Source organism: Streptomyces sp. NPDC023573, assembly GCF_055559735.1.
In genome coordinates this window covers 164,493-181,316 of the sequence record NZ_JBVHKB010000006.1, presented here as the reverse complement: position 1 = coordinate 181,316, position 16,824 = coordinate 164,493, and the positions used below count along the sequence as shown (strand labels likewise).

General features: G+C 71.8%; 17 protein-coding genes. 10 read left to right on the top strand and 7 right to left on the bottom strand.

All coding sequences use genetic code 11. From position 1 onward, the window contains the following. Positions 1-9: 9 nt before the first annotated feature. A complete protein-coding gene (locus ACZ32T_RS20875) occupies positions 10-858 on the bottom strand; it encodes a DUF1206 domain-containing protein (RefSeq protein ID WP_467368240.1) in 849 nt (282 codons plus the stop codon). Positions 859-900: 42 nt separating this feature from the next. Then, on the bottom strand, positions 901-1,437 hold the full coding sequence (locus ACZ32T_RS20870) for a DoxX family protein (protein ID WP_467267104.1): 537 nt from the start codon (positions 1,435-1,437) through the stop codon (positions 901-903). Positions 1,438-1,644: 207 nt separating this feature from the next. Here ACZ32T_RS20870 and ACZ32T_RS20865 point away from each other — a divergent pair, with 207 nt between their 5' ends. Beyond that, the gene (locus tag ACZ32T_RS20865; protein WP_467368552.1) at positions 1,645-3,660 is read left to right on the top strand and encodes an oxidoreductase; all 2,016 of its coding nucleotides are present in this window, start codon (positions 1,645-1,647) and stop codon (positions 3,658-3,660) included. A gap of 34 nt (positions 3,661-3,694) precedes the next feature. Then, entirely contained in the window at positions 3,695-4,291 is a 597-nt protein-coding gene (locus ACZ32T_RS20860) for a PadR family transcriptional regulator (RefSeq protein ID WP_467368238.1), read from the top strand. Between the two features lie 433 nt (positions 4,292-4,724). Here the strand turns inward: ACZ32T_RS20860 and ACZ32T_RS20855 are convergent, their stop codons facing one another. Beyond that, positions 4,725-5,720 carry a DMT family transporter gene (locus ACZ32T_RS20855; protein ID WP_467368235.1) on the bottom strand — a complete coding sequence of 332 codons (996 nt, stop codon included), beginning with the start codon at positions 5,718-5,720 and terminating at the stop codon, positions 4,725-4,727. Further along, complete coding sequence (locus tag ACZ32T_RS20850) at positions 5,717-6,529, bottom strand: phosphatase PAP2 family protein (RefSeq protein WP_467267095.1); 813 nt, start codon at positions 6,527-6,529, stop codon at positions 5,717-5,719. Before ACZ32T_RS20850 ends, ACZ32T_RS20855 begins: the two co-directional genes overlap by 4 nt. Positions 6,530-6,695: 166 nt before the next feature. Here ACZ32T_RS20850 and ACZ32T_RS20845 point away from each other — a divergent pair, with 166 nt between their 5' ends. From ACZ32T_RS20845 to ACZ32T_RS20825, 5 genes are all read left to right on the top strand, one after another. Beyond that, positions 6,696-7,343, top strand: coding sequence for a TetR/AcrR family transcriptional regulator (locus ACZ32T_RS20845; RefSeq protein WP_467368233.1), 648 nt, complete (start codon positions 6,696-6,698; stop codon positions 7,341-7,343). A 207-nt stretch (positions 7,344-7,550) separates the two neighbouring features. Beyond that, positions 7,551-8,558, top strand: a complete 1,008-nt coding sequence (locus ACZ32T_RS20840) for an SPFH domain-containing protein (RefSeq protein WP_467267093.1) — start codon at positions 7,551-7,553, stop codon at positions 8,556-8,558. Then, complete coding sequence (locus tag ACZ32T_RS20835) at positions 8,555-9,454, top strand: diacylglycerol kinase catalytic domain-containing protein (RefSeq protein ID WP_467368231.1); 900 nt, start codon at positions 8,555-8,557, stop codon at positions 9,452-9,454. The genes ACZ32T_RS20840 and ACZ32T_RS20835 overlap by 4 nt, the downstream gene beginning before the upstream one ends. Positions 9,455-9,518: 64 nt before the next feature. Continuing rightward, positions 9,519-10,019, top strand: a complete 501-nt coding sequence (locus ACZ32T_RS20830; protein WP_467267089.1) for a nucleotide triphosphate diphosphatase NUDT15 — start codon at positions 9,519-9,521, stop codon at positions 10,017-10,019. A 50-nt stretch (positions 10,020-10,069) separates the two neighbouring features. Further along, positions 10,070-10,564, top strand: a complete 495-nt coding sequence (locus ACZ32T_RS20825; protein WP_467368229.1) for an FBP domain-containing protein — start codon at positions 10,070-10,072, stop codon at positions 10,562-10,564. Between the two features lie 40 nt (positions 10,565-10,604). Here the strand turns inward: ACZ32T_RS20825 and ACZ32T_RS20820 are convergent, their stop codons facing one another. Next, a complete protein-coding gene (locus ACZ32T_RS20820; RefSeq protein WP_467368550.1) occupies positions 10,605-11,312 on the bottom strand; it encodes a GntR family transcriptional regulator in 708 nt (235 codons plus the stop codon). Positions 11,313-11,492: 180 nt separating this feature from the next. Here ACZ32T_RS20820 and ACZ32T_RS20815 point away from each other — a divergent pair, with 180 nt between their 5' ends. The 3 genes from ACZ32T_RS20815 to ACZ32T_RS20805 are packed head-to-tail and all read left to right on the top strand — an operon-like array spanning position 11,493 to position 14,900. Next, complete coding sequence (locus tag ACZ32T_RS20815; protein ID WP_467368228.1) at positions 11,493-12,518, top strand: amidohydrolase family protein; 1,026 nt, start codon at positions 11,493-11,495, stop codon at positions 12,516-12,518. 58 nt (positions 12,519-12,576) lie between these two features. Then, on the top strand, positions 12,577-13,497 hold the full coding sequence (locus ACZ32T_RS20810) for an amidohydrolase family protein (protein ID WP_467368226.1): 921 nt from the start codon (positions 12,577-12,579) through the stop codon (positions 13,495-13,497). 44 nt (positions 13,498-13,541) lie between these two features. Further along, positions 13,542-14,900, top strand: coding sequence for an MFS transporter (locus tag ACZ32T_RS20805; RefSeq protein WP_467267081.1), 1,359 nt, complete (start codon positions 13,542-13,544; stop codon positions 14,898-14,900). A 41-nt stretch (positions 14,901-14,941) separates the two neighbouring features. Here the strand turns inward: ACZ32T_RS20805 and ACZ32T_RS20800 are convergent, their stop codons facing one another. After that, positions 14,942-15,757 (bottom strand): ABC transporter ATP-binding protein, encoded by an 816-nt coding sequence (locus tag ACZ32T_RS20800; protein WP_467368224.1) that lies wholly within the window; start codon positions 15,755-15,757, stop codon positions 14,942-14,944. A gap of 8 nt (positions 15,758-15,765) precedes the next feature. Continuing rightward, complete coding sequence (locus ACZ32T_RS20795) at positions 15,766-16,821, bottom strand: FecCD family ABC transporter permease (RefSeq protein ID WP_467368221.1); 1,056 nt, start codon at positions 16,819-16,821, stop codon at positions 15,766-15,768. Positions 16,822-16,824: the final 3 nt, after the last annotated feature.

Sequence of the window (16,824 nt, the reverse complement as noted above, 5' to 3'; positions counted from 1 at the left end):
GCGTCCCGCTCACACCTTGCGCCAGCGGGCGTTGGCCCAGGAGAAGAGACCGAAGGCGGCCAGCCCGACGGCGACGAGGACGAGCAGCCAGGGCCCGACGGGCGTCTCCGTGAAGGAACGCAGGGTGTCGTCCATGCCCTTGGCGCGGCCCGGTTCGTGCCGGACGGCGGCGGCTACGGCGAACCCGCCCGCTGTGACGAAGACCGCGCCGCGGACGGTCCCGCCCAGGACGCCCACGATGTCGACGGCCTGACGGGTCCTCTTCGTCATGCCACCCATCTTCAGGTGCTTGTGGTACTTGCGTGCGAGGGCGCGGTAGGCCATCCACAGACCCGCGCCGACCACCACGGCACCGGCGATTCCCACGATCCACTGACCGCCGGTCCATTGGAGGGCCCGCGCCGTGACGTCGTCGGTCTGACGGTCGCTCGATCCGCTGCCGCTGCCCTTGTCGCCGAGCGCGTAGGAGAGCACGGAGTAGGACACGAAGGCGTAGAAGACGGAGCGCGCTGCGGCCATGGCGCGCTTGCCGGGCTTGTCACCGTCGGGACCGGCCTGCCCGAAGAACGCCTCGGAGAGCCGCCACACCGCCATCCCCGCCAGGGCCACACCGAGCACCAGGAGGAGGACGCTCCCGAAGGGCTTCCCGGCAATTTCCGCGATCGCGCCGCCGCGGTCGGCCTGCTTCCCGCCTTCGCCTCCGTCGGAGAAGGCGATGCGCAGGGCCAGGACTCCCACCAGGAGGTAGATCACCCCGCGCGCCACGAAGCCGGCGCGGGCGCCCACGTCCATGGCCCGGCTTCGCGAGGCCCGTCTCGCCTTGCCGCGTGCGTTCATCGACAGCGCGTTCGTATTCATGCACTGCCTGGTGCCCTTGAATCGCCGATCGATGCGGAGGAGTTACGCGCCCTCGTCCGCCGGCTCGCCCTGCGCGGCCTGGCCCTTGGCGCGGCGGCCGACCACGGCGGCCGCCCCGAGGGCGCTGCCCGCGAACGCGAGTGCCATGACCCACGGACGGTCGAGGACGTGCCCGGTGGCATGGTCCAGGGAGTAGCGGCCGGCCCCCGTCACTCCGATCGCAGCGGCGACGAAGCCGAGGAACGCCGGGTACTCGTAGCCGCCGCCCATGGCGAAGAAGCCCGCGGGTGCGTGCACGGCGACGGCGCCCGCCATCGTGCCCGCCGCGGCGGCACCCGCCGCGGGGGTGGCCAGGCCGAGCGCCAGCAGGATCCCGCCTCCGGCCTCGCCGAGTCCGGCCGCCAGAGCGCTGTGCTTCGGCGGGTGGAAGCCCATGGCCTCCATCGCCGCGGTGGTCCCCTGGATGCCTCCGCCGCCGAACCACCCGCCCAGTTTCTGGCTGCCGTGGGCCGCCAGGACGGCTCCCGTGCCGACCCTGAGTACGAGAAGGCCGACGTCGCGTCGGTTGATACAGGCCATGGGGTGTCTCCTGTCGACGAGGAGGAGCAGCGGCGGTGAGCCGTACGAAACCACTCTCGTCCGGGGCGGGCCGCAGGGGGCGCCGGTGTTACTCCATCCGTGCGCCGGGCCTTGCGGGAACTGCGACGTACGTCATTGTGCAACTAGTTGCATAATGACGCTCGGGTGGTCTACAACTGGCTCGACGACACCTGCGAGGAGACCCGGATGAGCCCGTACCCCACCCTGCTGAGCCCGCTCGACCTCGGCTTCACCACGCTCCCCAACCGGGTCCTGATGGGGTCGATGCACATCGGTCTCGAGGAGGTCGAGCGCGGCTTCGAGCGGATGGCCGCCTTCTACGCGGCGCGCGCACGCGGCGGGGTGGGGCTGATGGTCACCGGGGGGATCGCGCCGAGCGAGCGCGCGTGCTCCTTCCCCGGCGGCGCCAAGATGACCACCGAGGCAGAGGCGGAGCAGCATTCCGAGGTCACGGCGGCCGTGCACGCGGCGGGCGGCAGGATCGCGATGCAGATCCTGCACTTCGGGCGCTACGCCCACCACCCCGACCTGGTGGCGCCGAGCGCGCTGAAGGCCCCGATCAGCGGGTTCACCCCGCACGCGCTCGACGACGACGAGGTCGAGGAGACCATCGAGGACTTCGTCCGGGCCGCGGAGCTCGCGCGCCGGGCGGGCTACGACGGCGTCGAGATCATGGGCTCGGAGGGCTATCTGATCAACGAGTTCATCGTCGCGGCGACGAACCACCGGGAGGACCGCTGGGGCGGTTCGTACGAGAACCGCATCCGCTTCCCCGTCGAGATCGTGCGCCGCGTGCGTGAGCGGGTCGGCCCCGACTTCATCCTGATCTACCGGCTGTCCATGCTGGACCTGGTGCCCGGTGGTTCCACGCTGGAGGAGGTCGTCCGTCTCGCCCGCGAGATCGAGGCGGCCGGGGCGACCATCATCAACACCGGGATCGGTTGGCACGAGGCCCGTATCCCGACCATCGCGACCTCCGTGCCGCGTGGCGCCTTCACCTGGGTGACGGAGAAGGTGCGGGGCGCGGTCTCCGTGCCCCTGGTGACCAGCAACCGCATCAACACCCCGGAGCTGGCGGAGGAGATCCTCGCCTCGGGCCGCGCGGACATGGTGTCGATGGCGAGGCCCTTCCTCGCCGACCCCGACTTCGTCGCCAAGGCGGCCGAAGGCCGCGCCGACGCCATCAACACCTGCATCGGCTGCAACCAGGCCTGCCTGGACCACATCTTCAGCCTGCGGATCACCTCCTGCCTGGTGAATCCGCGCGCCTGCCACGAGACCGAACTGGTGCTCTCACCGACCCGGGTCCGCAAGCGCGTCGCGGTGGTCGGCGCCGGGCCCGCCGGACTGGCCTGCGCGGTCACGGCCTCCGAGCGCGGGCACGCGGTGACCCTGTTCGACGCGGCCGACGAGATCGGCGGCCAGCTGAACGTCGCGCGCCGGGTCCCCGGCAAGGAGGAGTTCGACGAGACGCTGCGCTACTTCCGTACGCGCCTCTCCGAGGAGGGGGTCGAGCTCCGGCTCGCCACCCGGGCCACGTCCGCCGCGCTCGACGGCTTCGACGAGGTCGTCCTGGCCACCGGGGTCGAGCCCCGCACCCCAGCGATCCCCGGCGTCGGGCACCCCAGCGTGGTGAGCTATCTGGACGTCCTGAGGGGCGGCGCGCAGGTCGGTGACCGGGTGGCGGTCGTCGGGGCGGGCGGGATCGGCTTCGACGTCGCCGAGTTCCTGACCGACGGGGGCGACGCGGCCAGTCTGGACCCGGAGGTCTTCTTCCGGCAGTGGGGCGTGGACACGGAGTACGCGGACCGGGGCGGGCTGCGGGCCCCGGAGCGCCCGAAGTCCCCGCGCACGGTCCATCTGATCCAGCGCAAGGCGAGCAAGGTGGGGGCAGGGCTCGGGAAGACGACCGGCTGGATCCACCGGACCGAGCTGCGCCACCGCGGTGTGACGATGATCGCGGGGGCGTCGTACGACCTGATCGACGACGACGGCCTGCACCTCACCGTGGACGGCGAGCAGCACCTGCTGCCGGTCGACACCGTGGTGCTGTGCGCGGGTCAGGAACCGCGGCGCGAGCTGTACGAGGAGCTGCTCGCCGCGGGCCGTCCGGCGCATCTGATCGGCGGCGCCGACGTGGCAGCGGAACTGGACGCCAAGCGTGCGATCCGTCAGGGCACGGAGCTCGCCGCGAAGCTGTGATCACCCCGCTCGCGCCGTCTCTAGGATGCACTGCATGTCACTCCCGCACGCGATCCTCACGGCCCTGCTCGAGAAGCCGTCGTCCGGTCTCGAACTGACCCGCAGGTTCGACCGGTCGATCGGCTACTTCTGGCCGTCCACGCACCAGCAGATCTACCGCGAGCTGGGAAAGCTGGAAGAGGCCGGTCACATCAGGGTCCTGCCGGCCGCACAGCCGGCGCGTGGGCAGAAGAAGGAGTACGAGGTGCTGCCCGCCGGCCGCGAGGCGCTGACGGTGTGGGTGTCGCTGGCCGAGGATCCGCGGCCGGTACGCGACCCCCTGCTGCTGAGAATGCGGGCGGCCGCCGTGGTCGGCGCCCCGGGGCTGGCCGGGGAGCTGCGCAGGCATCTGGCGCTGCACCAGGAGCGGCTGGCGGAGTACCTGGAGATCGAGAAGCGGGACTTCCCTCCGGAGCGGACCACCGAGGAGGACCGGCTGCGTCATCTGGTGCTGCGTGGGGGCATCGATCTGGAGACGTTCTGGACGAGCTGGCTGACCAGGGCGATCGACGACCTGGAGGGCTCCGGGCCGGGAGGCGGCGCACGGCCGCCCCGGCCTGACGGCGCCTCCCAGGTCGTGTCCGGCCATTGATGTGACCGCCCGGCGCTCGGAGCCTGGTCCCGGACCTTGAGAGCGCGCATCCGGGTCGCGCCGTTGCTGTCGGTGCCGCCGGCCTCGGCGTTGGTGATCCTGCCGCCGGTGAGGACGAACATCAGGTGCAGCCGGACCGTCCGGGGTCCGGAGGCGACCGTGTACTCGGTCATGATGTGTGTGGTTCCGCCTTGCTGCTCCTGCCTGTCCGCGTTGATCGCCGCGATCTGGGTGAAGCTCGTCAGGAGAGTGTCCGTGGTCTCGTCCCTGAGCCGGGCGTCCCGGTGACGTCGATGTCCACCGACCGTTCGGTGCTGGTGTGGCCGCCGGGAGCGGTACCCGTCAGGCGGATCCTCGGCACGAGCAGCCCACCGGTCGTGTTCCGTGCGGCGTTGCACGGGGACGTGTGGGGCGGCTCCGTGAGGTGCGGCGCCTAACTGGGCCCGCCGCCCGGGGAGCCGACCGGTTCCGGGCGCAGCGTGAGCGGCTCCGCGGCGCGTGGGGCGGTGACGGCCCCACCGGTGATGACGATTCTCGACGGTTGCCTGGTGACGGTGGGCGGCGCCGGAGCCGTCCCGAGCGGCGCGGTAACGGCCCCGGCGGAGCTCCGCGCCTGCGCACGGCTGAGCAGGATCACGCCCTCCACGGCGGCCCCGGCGCCGATGAGCGCGGGGAGCAGGCCGAGCAGGCCGCCCTGGATGCGCTCGCCGAGCAGGATCAGGCCGATCGCGGCGGCCGCGACCGGGTTGGCGAGGGTGACCACGGCGAGCGGGGCGCCGAGGCCGCCCCGGTAGGCGGTCTGGGACAGCATCAGGCCGCCCAGGGCGAAGAAGGAGACGAGTACCGCCACGGTCACCAGCCGCCAGCTCAGCAGCGGGCCCGAGTGGTCGGTCGCGGCGACCGTGAGGGTCTGGGTGAGGGCGGAAGCCACCCCGGACGTGATACCGGAGGCGGCGGCGTGCCGGAGTCCGGGCCGCGTGCCCGGGCGGCTGAGCGCGGCGACGAGCGCCATGGTGACCGCCCCGACGCCCAGCGCCTCGGGGAGGCTCAGCGTGTCGTGCGGCGCGGCGCCGCCGGCGGCCAGGAGCAGCGCGGCGAGGCCGACGAGCGTGAGGAGCGTGCCGCGCCATTCCGTACGGCTGACCCTTCGGCCGGCGGAACGGGCGCCGAGCGGGACGGCGGCGACAAGCGTGAGCGCGCCGAGCGGCTGGACCAGGGTGAGCGGTCCGTACTTCAGCGCGGCGACGTGCAGCAGCGCCCCGCCGGCGTTCAGGCCGACCGCCGACCACCAGGCCCCCTGGCCCATCAGGCGCAGCGCCCCGGCGGAGGGGTCGGTCAGGCCGGCCAGCCGGGCCTGGGCGACCGCGGCGGTCGCGTAGGCGCCGGCGGAGACGAGGGAGAGTGCGACGGCTATGAGTGTGGCGTTCATCGACGCGCTCCGGATCGTGCGTACGCCGGGGACGCGTAGTTCTGGGCCGGGACGGCGGCCGGCCACGGCAGGTGCGTGCGGACCGGGGTGCGCGGCAGCCTGAGCGCGGCGTAAGCGACGGCGAGCAGGGCGGAGACCACGATCACGTCGAGCCAGTAGTGGTTGGCGGTGCCCACGACGACGAAGAGGGTGAGCAGGGGGTGCAGCAGCCACAGCAGGCTCCACCGGGAGCGTGTGGCGACGATCAGTCCGACGGCGACCGCCAGGGCCCAGCCGAAGTGCAGTGAGGGCATGGCCGCGAACTGGTTGGCCATCGAGTCGGTCGCGGGCGTCTCCCCGTAGACCGTCGGCCCGTAGACCTGTCCGGTGTCGACGAGCCCTGCCGCGTGCAGCATGCGCGGCGGGGCGAGCGGGAAGAGCAGGTGAAGGGCGAGCGCGGCGCCGGTGAGCGCGGCCAGGACGCGGCGTGACCAGACGTAGTGGCGCGGGCGGCGCCAGTACAGCCAGACCAGGAACGCCACCGTGGCCGGGAAGTGCACGGTCGCGTAGTAGGTGTTCGCCGCCTCGACGAGCGTGTCGCTGTGCAGCAGAACGCCTTGTACGGTTCCTTCGCCGGGAAGGCCGAGAGCCCTTTCGAAGCTCCAGACGTGTCCGGCGTTGTGGAAGGCCGCCTCGACATGGCCGTTCGCGGCCTGGCGGCCGAGTTTGTAGGCCAGGAAGAGTCCGGCTATCAGAAGCAGCTCGCGGACGAGGGGCGGTCGGGCTGAGGCGTCCGGCTCCCGCTCCGCAGGCTCGCTGCGGGTGTGCATCACCCGTGCCCCTTTGCTGACGGTGCGCTGTTACGACGTCGGCATGGCCATTCCACACCGTATCGATACGCCAGTGTACCGATACGTCGGCGTATCGGTACACGCGCGTATCGGTACACTGGCGTATCGAGGGTCCCCAGCCGCAGAGTCGCAGAGAGGGAAGCAGATGCCGTCGCCCGGTTCAGCACAGGAGTCCGTACCCGCCTCACGCCGGTCGAAGATCACACCGGAACGGGCGCAGGAGCTGTACACCGCCGTGCTGGAACTCCTGCGGGAGAGCGGCTACGACTCACTGACGATGGAGGGCGTCGCCTCGCGCACCAGGTGCGGGAAGTCCACGCTCTACCGCCAGTGGGGATCCAAGCCGGAGCTGGTCGTCGCCGCGCTGCACGGCAGCCGCAAGACCAGGTTCTCGGACATCGACACCGGCAGCCTGAGCGGCGATCTGTACGAGGCGGCGCGAGTGGTGGACGCGGCGTCCGGCGAGGACACCGCCCTGATGCACGCCCTCAGCCATGCCGCGCTCCAGAATCCCGACCTGCTCTGCGCGCTGCGTTCCACACTGATCGCCCCGGCCATCGCCGCTTTCGACGCGATGGTCGAACGGGCCGTCCGGCGCGGCGAGATCGACGCCGACAACCCCGCGGCCGACTACGTGGCCGCCCAGATGCTCGGCATCATGCGCGTCCGGCCGCTCCTCGAGGGACGGCACCCCGACGACGCCGCCTTCCTCACCCACTTCATCGAGTGCGCCGTGCTTCCGGCACTCGGACTCCCCTCCTCCCCGCCCGCCCCCCAGGGGAGCGGGACCTGATGAACGTGGACCGCCGTCCGAGCGGATGACGGCGGTCCACCCGCGCGCCGCACCGTGGGGACGGGGTCGGCGCACGACCGTCCGGCCGGTGGTCTCCGAGGAGGCCGCCGGCCGGACGGTTTTTCATACCCGCCCCCCTTCTCGTCCTCTTGACGATATTCCTCCGACTCTTTATCGTCGTCATGACGAGAAAGAGGGGGTCCCGAGATGGCCGACATCACACGGCGCTTCGGCTGGCGGCACCTGCGTTCCGCGCCCACCGCCCACATCCGCCACCACAGGCGCGGCACGCTCATCCATGACGGCCCCGGTCTGAGCTTCTGGTACCGCTCACTCTCCGCCGCGCTCTCCGAGGTCCCGGTCGACGACCGTGAGCTGGCGATGGCGTTCCACGCCCGTACGGCCGATTTCCAGGACGTCACCGTGCAGGCCACGGTCACGTACCGGATCAGCGACCCCGCCGAGGCGGCCGTACGGCTCGACTTCTCGGTGGACCCCGACACCGGGATCTGGCGCGGAGCGCCCCTGGAGCAGATCGCCACCCTGCTGACCGAGACGGCGCAGCAGCACACCCTGGACGTCCTGGCCCGCACCCCTCTCGCCACCGCCCTCGTGGACGGGGTCGCCGCCGTGCGGGAACGGGTCGCCACCGGGCTCGCCGCCGAGCCTCGGCTGCCCGCCACCGGCATCGACGTGGTCGCCGTCCGCGTGGTCGCCATCCGCCCCGAGGCAGAGGTCGAACGCGCCCTGCGCACTCCGGCCAGGGAGCAGATCCAGCAGGAGGCGGACCGTTCGGTGTACGAGCGCCGGGCGGTCGCGGTCGAGCGCGAACGCACGATCGCCGAGAACGAGCTCGCCAGCAAGATCGAGCTCGCGCGCCGCGAGGAGCAACTGGTCGACCAGCGAGGCACCAACGCCCGCCGGGAGGCCGAGGAGAAGTCGGCGGCCGACGGAGTGCGTACGGCCGCCGAGGCCGCCCGCACCGTGCGCCTGGCCCGCGCGGAGGCGGAGGCCGCCCGCGATGTCGGGGCGGCCCGCGCCGAGGCGCAGGCGGCCTGGCTACGGGCCCACGCGGACGTCGACCCCGGCACGCTGCACGCCCTGGCCGCGACGCGGCTGGCCGAGAATCTCCCCCGCATCGACAGCCTCACCCTGTCCCCCGACGTCCTGACCGGCCTGCTCGCCAAGCTCGGCAGGCCGGAGGCGGGGGCGTGAGCCTGGCCCCGCGGGCGGTGCTGGTCCACCGGACGACGGAGTACGAGGAGCTCCTGGCCCGGCACGGGACGCACGGACAGGCCGCGTTCGTGCTCGCCGGGCGCGGCCGGTCGCTCGACGAGGTGGCCGAGCGGCACCGGCGCCACGAGCGGGCGCTCACCGAGGTGGCGGCGGCCGTGCCGCTCCGGTGGCGCCGGACCCGGGTGGAGCGGGCCGACCTCGACCGCTTCCTGTTCGGACCCGAGGACGTGGTCGTCGTGGTCGGTCAGGACGGTCTGGTCGCCAACGCCGCCAAGTACCTGTCCGGGCAGCCGGTGGTGGGCATCGACACCGACCCGGGCCGCAATCCCGGAGTCCTCGTACGCCACCGGGCCCGTGACACGGCGGCGCTCTGCAAGGCCGCCGCGTCCCCCGGCGGACAGGTGGACGCCCTCACGATGACCGAGGCCGTCGCCGACGACACCCAGCGGCTCCTCGCCCTCAACGAGATCTACCTCGGACCGCCCGGCCATCAGACCGCCCGTTACCGCATCGGCCCCGACGGCTCCCCGGACGCCGTGGAGTCACAGGCTTCGTCGGGCGTCCTGGTGGGCACCGGTACGGGCTCCACCGGCTGGCTGCGCTCGCTCTGGCTCGAGCGCGGCAGCCCCGTGCGGCTGCCGGCCCCCTCCGACCCACGGCTGGTCTGGTTCGTGCGCGAGGCCTGGCCCTCGCCTGCCACCGGCACCTCGATGACGGCGGGCCAACTCGGGCGCGCGGACGGCCTCAGACTCACCGTCGAGTCGGACCGGATGGTGGTGTTCGGTGACGGGATGGAGTCGGACGCACTGGAGCTGACGTGGGGTCAGTCCGTCCGCCTCGGCGTCGCGGGCACCACCCTCAACCTGGTGGCGTGAGCGCCGTGTGACGATGAGGGGAACCGCGTCACACATGACGGACCAGCTGGGGGCAGAGCAGCGTATGACCACCGATTCCATGGACGTCCCGGCCCGGAACGCCCGCCCGCCGCTCGCCCAGGCCGCCTTCGGCGTGGGCGTGGTCGTGCAGGACGAGGCCGGCAGGATCCTGCTGGGAAGACACCGCGGCGGCACCTGGGAGCTGCCCGGAGGCAAGATCGACCCGACCCACGAGTCGGTCGCGGAGGCCGCCGCCCGGGAGCTGCGCGAGGAAACGGGACTGCGGGTGTCCGTGGACGCCGTCACCGTCTTCGCGATGGTGCACGACGTGGTGGGCGGCATCAACAGGATCAGCATGGCCGCGCTGGTGAGGGTGAACGCGGCCGTCCCGCAGGTCACCGAGCCGCATCTCGTCAGCGAGTGGCGGTGGACCGACCCCGAGGAGCTGCCGCGTCCCCTGTTCGACCCGTCGGCGCAGATCCTGGCCGTCTGGCGCCCCGACCTCGCCGTCGGACACCCGCCGGCCCATCATCTGCGGGTTTCATCAGCCCAGGATCCGGCCTAGAACAGATAAACATTTGCCTAGGCCTCATAGGCAGAGTTAGCGTCGATTCCATGAGAGCCGTCAATGAGCAGGACATCCGAGCGTCGTTCGTCAACTGTTCCAAGGGAGAGGCGAAGCGTCTGCCGCTCCCCCGCGACCTGGACGAGCGCCGCTGGGACGACCTGGACTTCCTCGGCTGGCGCGACCTCTCGGCTCCGGACCGGAGCTACATCGTCACCGAGCTGCGCGGCGAGCTCACCGGCATCACGCTCCGCTTCCCGTCGCAGCAGCGCGGTTTCCTGCACCGCAGCATGTGCTCGGTCTGCCTGACCACCCACCCGGGCAGCGGGGTCTCGCTGATGACCGCCCGCAAGCGGGGACAGGCGGGCAGGAACGGCAACTCGGTGGGCATCTACCTCTGCACCGACCTCGACTGCTCGCTCTACGTACGCGGCAGGAAGACGCCGGCCCCCGGCGGCCGCTTCGAGGAGTCGCTGACCGTCGAGCAGCAGATCGAGCGGACCAGGAACAAGCTCACCGCGTTCCTGGACCTGCTGGCCGGCTGACGGGGCGGGGCCGGGGCGGACCGGCCCCGGCCACTCCCGCTCAGCCGAGGCGGACCGGAGCCGGAGTCTCCCTGAGCGCCACGACGACACTGTCGACATGTGCCCGCGCCGCGGCCTCGGCCGCCTCCGGGTCGCCGGCCATGACCGCGTCGATGATCGCCAGGTGCTGCGGCAGCGACTGCGCCGGGCGCCCGGGGCGCAGCGCGAGACGGAACTGGTATCGCACCATCTGGCCGTTCATCCGCTCGAGCAGGGCCTGGGCGACCTTCTGGCCCCCGGCCTCGCCGATGCACTCGTGCAGCCTGCGGTTCAGCACCGAGTAGGCGTCCGGGTCGCCGTCCTCCACGGCCCGGCTCATCGCCGAGCCGATGCCCTTCAGCTCCTGGCGCACCTCGTCCGAGGCGCACTCCGCCGCCCGCCTGGCACACAGGCCCTCCAGCAGGGCCCGGCACTCGGTGATCTGGATCGCCTCCTCGACGGAGATCACCCGCACCCGCGCCCCCCGCCGCGGGATCAGCTCCACCAGACCCTCGGCGGCCAGGTCCTGCAGCGCCTCCCGCACCGAGCTCCGCGTGGCGCGGAAGACCTCGGACAACTCCTGCTCGACCAGGCGCTGCCCTGGCACCATGTCGCCTGTCGCGAGCGCCTCCCGGATACCGCTGGAGACCGCGCTCCGGCCTGCCCGGCCGGTGACCTGATTCGCCGTCACCCCTCCGCCTTCCGTACATCGTCGGGACGTCCTCACCATCGCGCGCCGCGCACGCGGGGACATCAGTGATGATGCCTGAAACTTTCTCGTCAGGCATATTGTCAACAATTTCATCGACGGTTACGGTGTCGTGGACGAACGGGCAGGACGCGTCGGCGAGCAGACCTCCGGCCGCGTGTCCCCCGGCACCACACGCAGGCACTCCGAAGAGGAACAGCGATGATCATCGACTGCCACGGCCACTACACGACGGCCCCGCCCTCGCTGGAGGTCTGGCGGAACCAGCAGATCGAGGGGCTCGGGAACCCGTCCGCCGCCCCACGCAGGGCCGGTCCGAGGATCAGCGACGACGAGCTGCGCGAGACCATCGAGCCGAACCAGCTCCGGCTGATGGACGAGCGCGGCATCGACATGACGGTCTTCTCACCCAGGGCGTCCTTCATGGCGCACCACATCGGCGATTTCGACACCTCCGCCGAGTGGGCGGCCATCTGCAACGAGCTCTGCTTCCGCGTGAGCCGGCTCTACCCGGACCGCTTCGTCCCCGCCGCCATGCTCCCGCAGTCCCCGGGCGTCGATCCCGCGACCTGCGTGCCCGAACTCACCAGGTGCGTCGAGGAGTACGGCGCGGTCGCGCTCAACCTCAATCCGGACCCGTCCGGCGGGCACTGGACCTCCCCGCCCCTCACCGACCGCTCCTGGTACCCCCTGTACGAGAAGATGGTCGAGTACGACGTGCCGGCGATGATCCATGTCAGCACCAGCGTCAATCCCGCGTTCCACACGACGGGGGCGCACTATCTGAACGCCGACACCACCGCGTTCATGCAGCTCGTGCAGGGCGACCTGTTCAGGGACTTCCCCACGCTCCGGCTGATCATCCCCCACGGCGGCGGCGCCGTCCCCTACCACTGGGGCAGGTTCCGCGGCCTGGCGACGGCACTCGGGAAGCCGCCGCTGGAGGAGCACGTCCTGGGCAACGTCTTCTTCGACACCTGCGTCTACCACCAGCCCGGATCGGACCTCCTCTTCGACGTCGTCCCCACCCGGAACATCCTCTTCGCCTCGGAGATGATCGGCGCCGTCCGTGACATCGACCCCCGGACCGGCCACCACTTCGACGACACCCGCCGCTACGCCGACGCCGCCGGGCTCTCCCCGGAACGGCTGGCCGACGTCCAGGAACACAACGCGCGCTCCGTGTACCCGCGCCTCGACGCCCTGCTGAAGCGTCAGGGCCGCTGATCACGCAGGCCGCCGACCCACGCCCCGGCCCTTTCCCCCTGTGCTGCCAGGAGATTCCATGAGTGTGCGTTCCCCCAAGACCCCCGGATGGCTGGACTGGGACCAGGATCCGTCCGTACCGGCGTTCCGGCTGCCGGCCGGCACCGTCGACGCCCACTGCCATGTGTTCGGGCCCCAGGACCAGTTCCCCTTCGCCCCTGAGCGCAAGTACACGCCCTGCGACGCCGGAAGAGATCAGCTGACCGCATTGCACGAGCATCTGGGCGTGAGCCGCGCGGTCATCGTCCAGGCCACCTGTCACGGTGCGGACAACACTGCCATGACGGACGCGGTCCGTGCGGCCGGTGGCCGGGCGCGCGGCATCGCCACCGTCCGGCCGGACATCACCGAGGCCGAACTGCGCGGGCTGGAAGCGGCGGGCGTGCGCGGCGTCCGCTTCAACTTCCTCCGGCGCCTGGTCAGCACCTCCCCGAAGGAGGACCTGGCCAGGATCGCGGCGAAGATCGCCCCGCTGGGCTGGCACATCGTGCTCTACTTCGAGAGCGCCGATCTCCCCGAACTGGGCGACTTCTTCGCCTCCCTGCCCGCTCCCCTCGTGGTCGACCACATGGGCCGGCCGGACGTGTCCCTGCCGGTGGACGGCCCGCAGTTCTCCCGCTTCCTCAGGTTCGTCGACTCCAACGACGTATGGGTGAAGGTGAGCTGCCCCGAACGCCTCAGCCTGACCGGCCCTCCCGCCCTCGACGGCGAGAGGCACGCCTACGCCGATGTCGTACCCTTCGGCCGCCGCGTGGTCGAGGAGTTCGGCGACCGGGTGCTGTGGGGCACGGACTGGCCCCACCCCAACCTCACCGGCCACATGCCCGACGACGGCCTCCTCGTCGACCACGTACCGCACATCGCCGTCACCCCCGGGCAACAGCACCGGCTCCTCGTGGACAACCCGATGAGCCTGTACTGGCCAGGCGAAGGCGTCTGAGGCCCCTCCCCGCCCGCACCCGCACTCCGACAGGGACCGTCCCCATGCAGCACGCCAATGCGGCGAACCGGCTGGACCGGCTGCCGATCTCCCGCTTCCACAAGACCACCCTGCTGGCCGTGGCCTTCGCGTACTTCTTCGAGTTCGCCGACATCAACAGCTTCGCGACGACCGCCCCCAAGCTCATCGACCTCTGGGGCGTGACGGTCAACCAGGTCGCCTACGTCACCTCGCTGTCGTTCGTCGGCATGTTCATCGGCTCCGTCGTCGCGGGCGCCGTCGCCGACCGGTGGGGCCGCAAGAAGACCCTGCTCCGCACCACCCTGTTCTTCGGCTTCTTCTCGTTCGTCTCGGTCTTCTCCTGGGACGTCCTCTCCCTGGGCGTCTTCCGGGTCCTGACCTCGGCCGGCCTGTCGGCGATGACCGTCGTGGCGGTCATCTACGTCAACGAGATGTACCCGGCCTCCGTGCGCGGCAAGTACCAGGCGTACGCCATGGTCATCGGCATCTGCGGCACACCGGCCACCAACCTGATCGCGAGTCTCGTCGTCCCGCTCAGCGACTGGTCCTGGCGGCTCGTCTACCTCTGGGGCGCACTCGGCGTCCTGCTCGTCCTGTTCTCCAGGCACCTCAAGGAGTCCCCCCGCTGGCACGAGAGCAGGGGCGACCATGCCGCGGCCGACGCGGTCCTGCGGGAGATCGAGGCCACGGTGAGCGCCGAGAAGGGACCGCTGGCCCAACCGGCCGAACCCGTCGAGGAACCCCCGGCGGTCAAGGCCCCGCTGCGTCTGCTGCTGCGTAAGAGGTACCTCGCGCCGACGCTCCTGCTCACCGTCCTGTGGGTCACCCAGACCATCGGCTTCTTCGGCTACTCCAGCTTCGCCCCCACCCTGCTCTCCAAGGAGGGCTTCAGCGTCGAGAAGTCCGTCTTCTACATCGCACTCACGACGGTCGGCGCACCCCTGGGCTCGTACCTCGCCTCCCTGGTCACCGACCGCTTCGAACGCAAGTGGTGCCTCGTCGCCTTCGGCACCGTCATCGCACTGTGCGGCCTGCTCTACGGACTGACCTTCGACCCGGTCCTCATCGTCATCTTCGGCTTCCTGGTCAACCTCTTCGAGCGCGGCTACACCGCCCTCGCCTACGCCTACTCCCCCGAGCTCTACGACACCCGCAGCCGCTCCCTGGGTACCGGCATCACCTACGGCATCGGCCGCCTGTCCAACGCCGCCGGCCCGCTGATCATCGCCGCGCTCTACAACCGCACCGGCTACCAGAGCGTCTTCTACTTCATCGCGGGTGTCTGGATGGTGGGCGCCGTCGCCCTGGCCGTGTTCGGCCCCCGGACCCGGCCGTCCCGGCAGGCCGTACGTGAGCCGAAGGCCGTCACCTCCGCGTCGTGAGCCGGGGCCCACTCACATCCGCGTCGTGAGCCGGGGCCCACTCACATCCGCGTCGTGAGCCGGCTCCTCGGCACCACGACCGGTGACGCGTCGCCCGGGGCGCTGAGTATGTCGGCGTCCACCCCGTAGAGCTCCTTCACCAGAGCCTCGTCGACCGTCGCGGCCGGCTCGCCCCGGGCGACGACCCGGCCGTCCTTCATGGCCACGAGGAGATCGGCGTAGCGTGCCGCGGCGGCCAGGTCGTGCTGCACCATGACGACCGTTCGGCCGGCCGCGGCGACCTCCCTCACCAGCTCCAGGACCTCCACGGCGTGGCCGAGGTCGAGGGCGCTGGTGGGTTCGTCGAGCAGGATGACCGGGGTGTGCTGGGCGAGGACCATCGCGAGCCAGCACCGTTGGCGCTGGCCGCCGGAGAGCCTGTCCAGGCGCTCCGCGGCCAGTCCGGTCGTTCCGGTGGCCTCGAGCGCGTCGCGCACGGCGTTCTCGTCCTCCTTGGACCACTGGCGCAGCAGGCCCTGCTGGGGGTGGCGGCCGTAGCGGACGAGCCCCGCGACCGTGACGGCCTCGGGGGCGCGCGGCGACTGGGGCAGGAGCGCGACGCGGTGGGCGGCCCGGCGCCTGCTGAGCTCCCAGATGTCCACGCCGCCGGCCCTGACGGTCCCCGACTCGGGCCGGTGCAGGCGCGCGACGGTGCGCAGGAGCGTCGACTTCCCGCAGCCGTTGGGGCCGACGATCGCGACGACCTGACCGGCGGGAACGGTGAGGCCGACGTTCTCGACGACGGGGCGGCCGGGGTATCCGGCGTGGAGCGCGGTGACTTCGAGGCCGGGTGCGGTCTCGCGTGGGACGTCGGTCATGGGGTTGGTCAGACCTTTCCGGTGGCACGGTCCGGGCGGAAGAGGACCCAGAGCAGGAAGGGGCCGCCGAGGACGCTGGTGACGACACCGACGGGCAGTTCGACGGGGGCGGCGACCCGCCCCAGGGCGTCGGCCGCGGCGATCAGGGCCGCGCCGGTCAGCGCGGAGCCGGTGACCGGGACCCGGGTGGGTCCGGCCATCCGCTGGGCCAGGACCGGGGCGGCCAGTGCCACGAACGCGATCGGGCCGCCGACGCCGACGGCCGTGCCCGCGAGGGCGACGGCGAGGGCCAGTGCGCCCGCGCGCAGCCGGCGCGGGTCGACGCCGAGCGAGGACGCCACGTCGTCGTCGAAGCGCAGGAGTTGCAGCCTGTGGCCCGCGGCCAGGGTGAGCGGCACCAGGACGAGCAGGACGAGTGCCAGTGGCGTACCGACGCCCCAGTCACGGCCGTTGAGGCTGCCCACGGCCCAGAGGAAGACACCGCCCGCCGTGTTGTCGTTCTCGCGGGACATGATCAGGTCGCCCACCGCGCCCAGGAAGGTGGAGACACCGATGCCGGTGACGAGGACGCGGTAGCCGGCGCTCCCGGCTCCGCCCGCGCACAGGACGACGATCGCGGCTGCCGCGACGGCGCCGATCGGGCCCAGCCACCAGTCGCCGACCATGCCGGTGGTGGAACCCGCCGCGGCCGCGACGACGGCGGCGGCGGCACCGTCGTTGACGCCGACGAGGTCCGGGGTGGCGAGGCGGTTGCCCGCCAGGGTCTGGGTGAGGCAGCCGGCGATGCCCAGCGCGGCACCGACGAGGAGGCCGGCGAAGACGCGGGGCAGCCGGAAGTCGCGCACGATCATGACCGTGCCCGGGTCGCCCGTACCGAGAAGCCCGGAGAGGGTGTCGGACACACTCATTCCGGTCGAACTCGCCATCACCGCGAGGGCGATGAGGACGGCGACGACCGGCAGAAGGGCCGCGGCGGTGAGCGCGCCGCGGCGCGGGAGGAGCCAGGAGAACGTACCCCTGCGCAGCACGGTGCTGTCGGGGGGCGTCACGTCGGGTGATGTCACATC

Bases quoted from the DNA above. Each gene is read 5' to 3' on its own strand.
- ACZ32T_RS20810 (WP_467368226.1), top strand. From the start codon at position 12,577: ATGAGTGTGCGTTCCCCCAAGACCCCCGGATGGCTGGACTGGGACCAG.
- ACZ32T_RS20860 (WP_467368238.1), top strand. From the start codon at position 3,695: ATGTCACTCCCGCACGCGATCCTCACGGCCCTGCTCGAGAAGCCGTCG.
- ACZ32T_RS20805 (WP_467267081.1), top strand. From the start codon at position 13,542: ATGCAGCACGCCAATGCGGCGAACCGGCTGGACCGGCTGCCGATCTCC.
- ACZ32T_RS20820 (WP_467368550.1), bottom strand. From the start codon at position 11,312: ATGGTGAGGACGTCCCGACGATGTACGGAAGGCGGAGGGGTGACGGCG.
- ACZ32T_RS20825 (WP_467368229.1), top strand. From the start codon at position 10,070: ATGAGAGCCGTCAATGAGCAGGACATCCGAGCGTCGTTCGTCAACTGT.
- ACZ32T_RS20845 (WP_467368233.1), top strand. From the start codon at position 6,696: ATGCCGTCGCCCGGTTCAGCACAGGAGTCCGTACCCGCCTCACGCCGG.
- ACZ32T_RS20855 (WP_467368235.1), bottom strand. From the start codon at position 5,720: ATGAACGCCACACTCATAGCCGTCGCACTCTCCCTCGTCTCCGCCGGC.
- ACZ32T_RS20840 (WP_467267093.1), top strand. From the start codon at position 7,551: ATGGCCGACATCACACGGCGCTTCGGCTGGCGGCACCTGCGTTCCGCG.
- ACZ32T_RS20815 (WP_467368228.1), top strand. From the start codon at position 11,493: ATGATCATCGACTGCCACGGCCACTACACGACGGCCCCGCCCTCGCTG.
- ACZ32T_RS20850 (WP_467267095.1), bottom strand. From the start codon at position 6,529: ATGCACACCCGCAGCGAGCCTGCGGAGCGGGAGCCGGACGCCTCAGCC.
- ACZ32T_RS20870 (WP_467267104.1), bottom strand. From the start codon at position 1,437: ATGGCCTGTATCAACCGACGCGACGTCGGCCTTCTCGTACTCAGGGTC.
- ACZ32T_RS20865 (WP_467368552.1), top strand. From the start codon at position 1,645: ATGAGCCCGTACCCCACCCTGCTGAGCCCGCTCGACCTCGGCTTCACC.
- ACZ32T_RS20800 (WP_467368224.1), bottom strand. From the start codon at position 15,757: ATGACCGACGTCCCACGCGAGACCGCACCCGGCCTCGAAGTCACCGCG.
- ACZ32T_RS20875 (WP_467368240.1), bottom strand. From the start codon at position 858: ATGAATACGAACGCGCTGTCGATGAACGCACGCGGCAAGGCGAGACGG.
- ACZ32T_RS20830 (WP_467267089.1), top strand. From the start codon at position 9,519: ATGACCACCGATTCCATGGACGTCCCGGCCCGGAACGCCCGCCCGCCG.